The 2,252-nt window shown below is 76.7% G+C and carries 1 protein-coding gene; it reads right to left on the bottom strand.

Annotated features, from left to right (window positions below; translation table 11 throughout):
* Positions 1 to 51 precede the first annotated feature (51 nt).
* On the bottom strand, positions 52 to 2,252 hold a 2,201-nt coding region (locus tag MXD58_RS29615), incomplete at its 5' end, for a DEAD/DEAH box helicase (RefSeq protein WP_250611442.1).

The following is a 2,252-nucleotide window of genomic DNA, read 5'->3' as shown; positions in this document are numbered from 1 at the left end:
GCCGTGCGCCGGCCGCCCGCCCGGCTCGTCCTGGCACCCATCGGGCGGCGCTCAGACGGCCATCGCGTAGGCGACGACGCCACGGCGCAGCGCGTCCATCGCCGCGCGGGCGGTACGGCGCACCCTGGCGTCCTCGGGGGCGACCTTGGTGATCTGGTCGAGCAGGTCGAGCAGCTGGCGCATCCAGCGGACGAAATCGCCGGCGGTCAGGTCCACGGCGCTGGCCGTCAGCACCCGCTCCAGCGGGCGCCCGGCGGCCCAGTCATGGGCGGCGGGGACGAAGCCGAGCTCCGGGCGGCGCACGAAGTCCAACCGGTGGCGCTGCTCGGTGGCGGCGAGCCGGTCCGCGACGCGGGCCATCTCCTCGAGGCAGTCGTGCAGCATCGCGCCGCCGGGCAGCGCGGTGGCCCCCAGGTCATCGCCGCGCGGCTCGAAGACCAGCGTGGACACGGCGGCGGCGAGCGCGGGCGGGGTCAGGTCCTCCCACAGCCCGGCGCGCAGGCATTCGGCGACGAGCAGGTCCTGCTCGCAGTAGATGCGGGCCAGCACCCGCCCGGCGTCGGTGACCGTGTCGCCGGTGAGGTAGCCGAACTCCGCCAGCGCGGCGCGGACCCGGTCGAACGTCCGCGCGACCGTGTTCGTGCGGCCCTCGACCTTGCGCGCGATCGCGGCGGTCTCCCGTTCGAGCCGGCCGACCCGCTCGGCGCTGCGCAGATGTTCCTCGCGGCGCGGGCAGTCGTGCACCGGATGGGCGCGCAGCGCGCGGCGTAGCCGGGCGAGCTCCGCGTCATCGGCGGCGGCGGAACGGGCCTTCTCGCGGCGGCCCGGCGCGGCGTCCGGATCGACGCCCGCGGCGCGCAGGGACGACGCGAGGTCGCGCCGCGACTGCGGGGAACGCGGGTTGAACGAGCGCGGCACCCGGACCCGCCCGATCGGTTCGACGGCGACCGGGAAGTCGACCAGCGAGAGTCGGCGGACCTGCCGGTCCGCGGTGAGCACGACCGGGCGCGGCCCGTCGGGGGCCCCCGCCGCCGTGTCCGCGTCGAGGACCACGGCGAGGCCGCTGCGCCGCCCGGCGGGCACCCGCACGATGTCGCCGATGCGCAGCCGGCCGAGCGCGGCCGCCGACTCGGTGCGCCGACGCGCCGTGCCCTCGCGGGACAGCGCCGTCTCCCGCTCGCGGATGTCGCGGCGCAACTGGTCGTACGCCAGGGCGTCGCCGCGATCGCAGGTCAGCGCCGCGCGCAGCTCGTCGGCGGTGTCGGTGTTGCGCCGCACCTGCCGGGCCAGGTCCACCACCGCCCGGTCGGCCTGGAACTGGGCGAAGGAGGACTCCAGGACGGTGCGGGCACGGTCGTGGCCGAGCCGGCCGACGAGGTTGACCGCCATGTTGTACGACGGGCGGAACGACGAGCGAAGCGGATAGGTGCGGGTGGAGGCAAGCCCGGCCAGGGCCAGCGGGTCCAGCCCCGCCTGCCACAGCACGACCGCGTGCCCCTCCACGTCGATGCCCCGGCGCCCGGCGCGGCCGGTGAGCTGGGTGTACTCACCGGGGGTGATGTCGACGCGGCTCTCGCCGTTGAACTTCGTCAGCCGTTCGAGCACGACCGTGCGGGCCGGCATGTTGATGCCCAGTGCGAGGGTCTCGGTGGCGAACACGACCCGCACCAGCCCTTCGGCGAACAGCTGCTCGACGATCTCCTTGAACGTCGGCAGCATCCCGGCGTGGTGCGCCGCGACGCCCCGCTCCAGCCCCTCCAGCCAGGGCCAGAAACCGAGGACGGCGAGGTCGGCGTCGGGGATCCCCGCGGTGCGCGCCCGCACGACGTCGCGCACGCGGCCCTGCTCCGCCGGGCTCACGAGCCGCATCCCCGCGCGCACGCAGGCGGTGACCGCCGCGTCGCAGCCGGCCCGGCTGAAGATGAACACGATGGCGGGCAGCAGGCCGTCGCGGTCGAGGCGCTCGACGACCTCCGGGCGTCCCGGTACCCAGGTCCGGCGGCGCTGGCCCGGCCCGGCGCGGCCACGGCCACCGGCGAGCCCGGACAGCGCCCGGCTCTCCTCCCGTGCCAGGCGCACCAGATCCGGGTTCACCACCCGAGCACCCGCGGCGCCGTCCCGGCTGCCACCGTCGCCCCTCGGCGCCGGCCGGCCGTTCTTGCCGTTGCCGTTGCCGTTGCCGCGATCGCGCCCGCCGTCGCCGTTGCGCTCGCGTCCCGCCCGGCCCTGAGCCGCCCGACCCTGGCCGGCAC

This window comes from Frankia sp. AgKG'84/4 (genome assembly GCF_023242965.2).
In the GTDB taxonomy this organism is placed as follows: Bacteria; Actinomycetota; Actinomycetes; order Frankiales; family Frankiaceae; genus Frankia.
Note: the sequence above shows the minus strand (reverse complement) of the source record. Positions and strands in the feature narration are given on the sequence as shown.